The following is a 6276-nucleotide window of genomic DNA, read 5'->3' on the forward strand; positions in this document are numbered from 1 at the left end:
GGCATTGGGCCTTGGCCGAGGAACTGCATGACCGGGGATACGCCGGGAAATCACTGCGTCCACTCGGTGTCTCGCCTCCACATTTCCGGGACACACGGAAGACCCGCGGTGTCTATGCGACCTCCGGCGATGGTTCTCTCAGACCACCCGCAGTTCGCCGATCGCCTGAGCCATAACCTGCGGCACAAGGCCGACCTGCTCGGCCTGCCGTCGGACGTGGACGTCGAAGTCGTCTCCGCTGGACCTCCCCGGAAATTTCTGGTACAGCGGGCGCCGCGGCACGGCAGCACCGCCTCCGTGCGCATCAAAGCAGACGCCGCCCTGCTGGACGCCATTTATGACTGGGGCCTGGGACTGGCGACCAACCAGGGGTTCGGATGGATTCGGTAGCATGTCCGTAACCGGCGCAGTCCCCGTCACGGCCAACAATTTATTGCTGTTGACCGAGCATCCGTTGCAGCGGAGCGGAGCTCGGTCGATCGCCGTTCTTGCCGGCCGGGAAAATGTTGAGGACGTTACCGGAGAGGACCTGGGCAGGGTAGCCGAACAGATCGTCACGGACGTCGTTCAGGCCGCGATCGCCGGCAAGGATTATCTCGCCTACGACTGGTGGAAAATCCTCTTCGCAATGTATCCGAACGCGAAACCCACCCCCGCCAGGCGGACCCGGGACCGGGCCAAGCTGACCGCGGAGGTGAAGGAGTTCTTCGCGCCGGATCGGGCCGACGATGCGCTACCGGCCGTGTGCCTTCTGCGAGGGCCCCACCGACGTCCTCTGGGCGAAGTCGAACCTGCCGATGTTCGACACCACTCCGATCCGACGGGTGATGATCCCTATTCGTCGTTCTGGTCTACGACACGGCGGCGGAACGCAACCCCTAGGCGTTGCGCACGTGCCGCAAGTACCTGCACTGGGTGCAACGCAGCGTCTTCGAGGGCGAACTGTCGGCCGCGCAGTATCGTGCGCTGATGACCACGCGGCGCGGCCAGCCTGATCTCCTTTACGGCAACATCCGCCGGGGCACGGGACGCCCCGCCCGCCCTGGCACCGGGAGCTGAGAACCGCCTGAACCCACCGGTCGGTGAAGCTCGGTGGAACCCTCGGTCGGTTTTCGCTCAGGCGTGCGGCACGGTGCCGCAGGACGCCGTCGACGCGCCCCGGTAGCCGGTGAGGAAGGCATCGCAGCGCTGCCGCGCCGACCCGTGCGTCCAGGTCTCCAGGTTGACCTGGCCGGATGCCCTGACCTGAATCCGGTCGTCGCCGACGGCCTCCGCCGCGCCGAGCGCCTGGTCAAGGTCGGCCTCGCCGATGGTGACGTTCCCGCCGGTGTTCGCGAGGGTGCTCCAGACCCCGGCGTAGCAGTCGGCCTGCAGTTCGAGCTGCACGCTGAGCTCGTTCTCCCGGGACGGGCCCGCCCGCTGTGCCTGCCGCACCCGCGCCTCGGTCCCGGTCAGCGTCTGCAGATGGTGCCCGACCTCGTGCGCCACGATGTACGCCTGCGCGTAGCGTCCCTCGGCGCCGAAGTCGCGCTGGAGCTGGGCGAGGAATCCGAGATCGATGTAGACCTTGCGGTCCGGCGGGCAGTAGAACGGCCCGACCTAGGCAGACGCCACGCCACAGCCGGTCTGGACGGCTTGGGAGAAGTAGACCAGGCGGGGCTTGGTATACATCTGGCCGTTCCGGGCGAACTGAGCGGTCCAGACCTCATTGATCTCGTTGAACGCCTTGAGGACGAAGCAGTCGTCGTATTCATCGATGGCCGCGGCGGTGTTGCACCGCTGCGCGAGGTCACCCGACGACTGCCCAGGCTGCGACAGGGGTGCCGTACCAGCGTCGGTACCACCGCCGAGCACCGTCACCACCAGGTAGATGAGCAGGCCGACGATGCTCACCCCACCGCCACCGACAGCGATCCCCCTGCCGAGACCACCACCTCGCCTGTCCTCGAGCTCGGATGTGTCGACCGACGAGTCGTCGAACTGCATGACCTGCCTTCCGCCTTCCCCTTCTCCCCGGGCATGACCGGTCAGCCGGGTTCCGCAGGCAGTATGTCCATGCCGATCGGCTCTCGAATCTGGACCCGTCGGCTCTCGCGCCCGGCCCGGCCGACGTCACGACCGACACCGCACCGGCCGGGAACCCGTAGTCGATTCATGACACAAAGCTGTTGGGGGTAGGCACGTTTTCGGGGCCCGGAAGCGTGCCTACCCCCCCATATTTCGGCCGGGCCGGGCCAGGCCAGGCCCGGGGCCGGGCCGGCTCAGGCGGGTCGACCGAGCTGGCGAGCGAGCCGCGTCTGGTCGAAGTACAGCCGGTTCTCGGTGATCAGGCCGCGCTCGACCCGGTAGACCTCGACGACACGCAGGTTGATCCGACGCCCGGTGGGCGCGAGCTCCGTCCCGTCCGGGTCGCGGTAGACGCCGACGTGCGTCGCGGTCAGCGTGTACTCCTCGACCACGATCTCGCCCTGCTCGGCCAGCACGTGGGTATCGACGTCGATCTCACCGAAAGCCGCCAGGAAGGCGGCGCTGTACTCGGCGCCCGCCGCGCGCCCCTTGATCCGCACCCCGCCCGGTGCCTCGACGACCAGGTCCTCGTCGAGCAGCGACAGCACCGAGGCCTCGTCACCGAGGTCGAAGGCGTCCAGCGCGCGCTTCACCGTGTCCAGCGCCTCTCCCACGTGACATCCTCCAGGCTTGCCTGCCGCACACACCGTTCAGAGGGCGATCATCCCACCACCGGGCCGGTTCCCGACGGGAAACCGGACGTCCGGGAGGACGTCAGACGCTCGTGGTCGAGCCGGGGCGGATGATCATCAGAACGGTGACAATCACCCAGAGCAGGCTGAACACACCGGCCGCCATCGCGAGACCGCTCGTGCGGGCGCGCGCCGCGGCCGCGTCCATGGCCACCGCACCACCATCCATGGCCACCGCGCCTCCGTCCTGCACACGGTCGGGGACGGCCGGGGATCCGGCGACGATCTCGTCGAGGACGCCACGCTGTCCGGGCAGCACCACGATGAGAAGCACGACGGCGGCCACGGTGGTCAGCGCGATCGCGACGATCAACCAGCTCTGCCCAAGAACCCCCAGGCTCTGCGCGGTGAAGAACCCGAAGATCGGCACGACGAGGCCGAGCGCGGAGTAGACGCCACAGATTCGGTGCAGCACGCGGACAATCCCGGCAGCGCGCTCGTCGCCCGGGGAGGTCAGCGCCAGGCGCGCAGCCGGGGCGAACATGCTGGCGGCCACGGTGATCGGTCCGATCGCGAGGATCGCGGCCAGAACATGCACGCTGAGCAGAAACTTGGTCACGGTATGCCTCTCAGGATCGGCCCAGGATCGGGCGCGGACGGTCTGGATACGGATCCGGTGGCGCCGCGCCCACGCCTCGACGCTAAGGTCCGGGCGGCTCGACGCCCTAGCCGCCACAGACACCATCATCCTTCCGAGACTGGCCGATCCCACCCCGTCACTGGCCGCGGGCGCGCGCGGCACCCGGACCGAGCGGTCACGCCGGCAGCGCAGATGAGTAGTTCCGCACCGCCGCGTCCACTCGCTCCGCCATCTGGTGGATGATGGTTCCTGCGCGTAACCCGCCTTGTGCCGTGCGTCTTCAGGAGGCTTTCGGTATGCCTTTGCAGGCTGCTATTCGGCTTGATGTTCGGCTTCTCGTACGGATTGACGACCGCGTTCTCCTCGCTCGCCCGCCGGGAGAAGCCTGGCATGTCCTTCCGGGCGGTCCGGTGGCGGCGGGAGAGAGCACGGACGACGCTCTCGAACGGCAGGTAGGCTGCCTCGCCGGCCCTCGGACGGTCTCCCGGCAGTTCATCGGCGCGGTCGAGCACGACGGAACCGTCACCGGCCACTCACCTGAATCCGCAACCGATCACGTGCTCAGTATCATGTTCGCCGGCTTCTGGCCGCTCGACATTCCGACGCCGTCACGCTGGGGAGAGCACACGCTGGTTCCGGTGAACATCGACGTGCTTCTCGCGACACGCCTGCGCCCGCTATCGATGGCCGAGGTGGTACGTCGCTGGCTCGCCGAAGGCTGGTCGCTCTGGCGCGGCCTCGATCCCGCCGTCGGCAACCGGCGGCTGCCCTCCCTGGCCTCACTGCGCGCGCAGCTGTTCGCCCGGTGGGAGGAGCTGCGCAGCCTCACCTTCCGGGACGCCGCCGTGGCGATCTGTGCCCTCGTCACCGCGGCCGACGGCCACATCGATCCGGCGGAACGCGAGGGGCTACTCGGCTTCATCGCTACGGATCCGGTGATGTCCCAGTTTCCCGAACAGGACGTGGAGCGGCTCTTCGATGGACATCTGAGCCGTCTCACCGCAGACTTCACCGCCGGCAAACAGGCCGCGCTGGCCGACATCGCCAAGGTGCGGGGGCGGGTGGCGGAAGCCGCCGCCGTGGTGCGCATCGGGCAGGTGATCCGCCTGGTTGACGGCGAGTTCGTCGCCAGCGAGCGGGCCGTGGTGCGGGAGGCCGCCCTCACCCTCGGCCTGAACGCCGCCGAGTTCGCCCTGTGAGGGGCGAGCCGGCGCCGGTTGAACGACGTCGCCGGCCCGGCCGCTCATGACCTCCTCGGCTGGCCTTCCCGGCTGACCTCCTCGGCGCGGCACCGATCGCGGCGGCACCAGTGGGGACCGCCGCCGGTCAGCTCTCCTTCTTGATCTCGAACCAAGACAGGATCCTGCCTCCGAACTTCAGGTCACCATTAATCTTGATCTTTCTGGTGAGGAAGAGCTTGGCCCCGCTGGCTTGACCGGAGACCACCCGAACGAAGCGGACACGATCCGTGACAATGGTCAGCGTCTGCTCCCCCGCGGATTCACTCGGGGTCCCGGCGGCAGGCGGTGTCGCCAAAGTGCAGACACCGTCGGCGACCCGCAGCTCGTAGGTGCGCACGGCGCCGCCCGGTCCACCGTTGAGCACGAATCGGACCAGAGCGTTCTCTTCCTGTGCCTGCTCTGGCCGGAAGGTGTCGCGCATCTGCCGGAAGACCTCGTCCAGCACCGCGTCACCAGCCGGCCCACCCAGCAGGTCGGAGACCTCACGCTCCGACATAGCGGGCAGACCGCTGACGAGTTTCGCCGGGTCGGCCGTGGGATCGACAGCAAGGTCGGACATAGCCACACTCCTTTGCGTTCGTGTTGGCGTTCGTGGGCGGCAGCCTGTCGGCAGCACGCACGAGCACGCTAGCGAAGACGACACGGCGGCGGTTCCGTGGGCGACACAACCGGAATGTCGCGCGTGACGCCCCAGCCCACAGACGCCCCAGCCCACGGACGGCGCGGCCCACCGGCGGGTCACTATCGTGGCCAAGGTGGTCACTCCCATACTTCGACGCGTCGAAATCGACGGGCGCCCCGTTCCCCCCGATGATCCACATCGCCTGGCCCTGCTCTCCCACGGCCACTTCACCGTGCTGCAGGTGCGAGCCGGTCGGGCCCGGGGCCTGCGGTGGCATCTCACCCGGCTGGATGAGGCGAACCAGGAGCTCTACGGCGAGCCCCTGGACGGCGCACTGGTTCGCCACCGCATCCGGCAGGCACTGTACGCCACCCAGACGGCCGCCACCGGCTCCGAGGCCACGGCGACAGCCGCCACCGCGGTGGATGCCACGGTCCGGATTGTCGTCACCGAGCGGCCGGACGGCGCAGGGGTGCGCGTCATCGTCGCGATCGGCGAACCGGCAACCACGCCGACCACCCCCCAACGGCTGCGGTCAGTGCCGTACCTGCGCCCGTTCGCCCACCTCAAGCATCTCGGGACGTTCGCGCAGATCCAGCACGGCCGGCTCGTCCGCCGTGACGGCTACGACGACGCCCTGTTGACCGCCCCCGACGGGCTCGTCGCGGAGGGCGCAATGACCAACATCGGTTTCTTCGATGGCAACATGATCGTCTGGCCGGACGCTCCCGCCCTGCGCGGAGTCACCATGACGCTGTTGGAGCAGGCACCGGCGGACGGCGGCCCGCCCAGCGTACGGGCCCCCGTGCGACTGGCGGACCTGGCAGGCTTCGAGGCCGCCTTCGTCACCAACTCACGCGGGATCGCGCCCGTCCGGGCCATCGACGGCCACCTCTTCACGGGATCCGAATGGCTCATGACGGCGCTTACCCGTCGCTACGACGCGGTGCCATGGGATCCGATCTGAGCCAGATCGACGGCGTCCCGCACGCCCGGGTGCTCCTGCGGACGGCCGGAGGACCACGTCCACCCGGCCTTATGGGATCGTCATTAAATAAGTTGATCATTTGATCT

Annotated in this window: 6 protein-coding genes and 2 pseudogenes; 4 read left to right on the plus strand and 4 right to left on the minus strand. The window is 68.4% G+C overall.

Features of this window, described 5'->3' with window-relative positions; genetic code table 11:
- Positions 1-129 precede the first annotated feature (129 nt).
- Positions 130-390 (plus strand): CRISPR-associated endoribonuclease Cas6, encoded by a 261-nt coding sequence (locus AC08OJ_RS17775; RefSeq protein WP_476594339.1) that lies wholly within the window; start codon positions 130-132, stop codon positions 388-390.
- A 495-nt stretch (positions 391-885) separates the two neighbouring features.
- Positions 886-1017, plus strand: a pseudogene (locus AC08OJ_RS17780) (CRISPR-associated endonuclease Cas2); the annotation flags it as partial.
- 99 nt (positions 1018-1116) lie between these two features.
- Here the strand turns inward: AC08OJ_RS17780 and ypfJ are convergent.
- The 3 genes and pseudogenes from ypfJ to AC08OJ_RS17795 form a co-directional block, all read right to left on the minus strand.
- Positions 1117-1986, minus strand: a pseudogene (gene ypfJ / locus AC08OJ_RS17785) (KPN_02809 family neutral zinc metallopeptidase).
- A gap of 275 nt (positions 1987-2261) precedes the next feature.
- Positions 2262-2681, minus strand: coding sequence for an ester cyclase (locus AC08OJ_RS17790; protein ID WP_011437807.1), 420 nt, complete (start codon positions 2679-2681; stop codon positions 2262-2264).
- A gap of 100 nt (positions 2682-2781) precedes the next feature.
- Complete coding sequence (locus AC08OJ_RS17795) at positions 2782-3318, minus strand: hypothetical protein (protein ID WP_476594341.1); 537 nt, start codon at positions 3316-3318, stop codon at positions 2782-2784.
- Positions 3319-3635: 317 nt separating this feature from the next.
- Here AC08OJ_RS17795 and AC08OJ_RS17800 point away from each other — a divergent pair, with 317 nt between their 5' ends.
- Positions 3636-4538: a TerB family tellurite resistance protein gene (locus AC08OJ_RS17800; protein WP_476596330.1), complete on the plus strand. Its 903-nt coding sequence runs from the start codon at positions 3636-3638 to the stop codon at positions 4536-4538.
- Between the two features lie 127 nt (positions 4539-4665).
- Here AC08OJ_RS17800 and AC08OJ_RS17805 read toward each other — a convergent pair whose 3' ends face one another.
- On the minus strand, positions 4666-5139 hold the full coding sequence (locus AC08OJ_RS17805; protein WP_476594343.1) for an SCP2 sterol-binding domain-containing protein: 474 nt from the start codon (positions 5137-5139) through the stop codon (positions 4666-4668).
- Positions 5140-5326: 187 nt separating this feature from the next.
- Between AC08OJ_RS17805 and AC08OJ_RS17810 the strand changes: the two genes are divergently transcribed.
- Positions 5327-6169 (plus strand): aminotransferase class IV family protein, encoded by an 843-nt coding sequence (locus AC08OJ_RS17810; RefSeq protein WP_476596331.1) that lies wholly within the window; start codon positions 5327-5329, stop codon positions 6167-6169.
- Positions 6170-6276: the final 107 nt, after the last annotated feature.

The organism is Frankia sp. CgKIO3 (assembly GCF_977946435.1).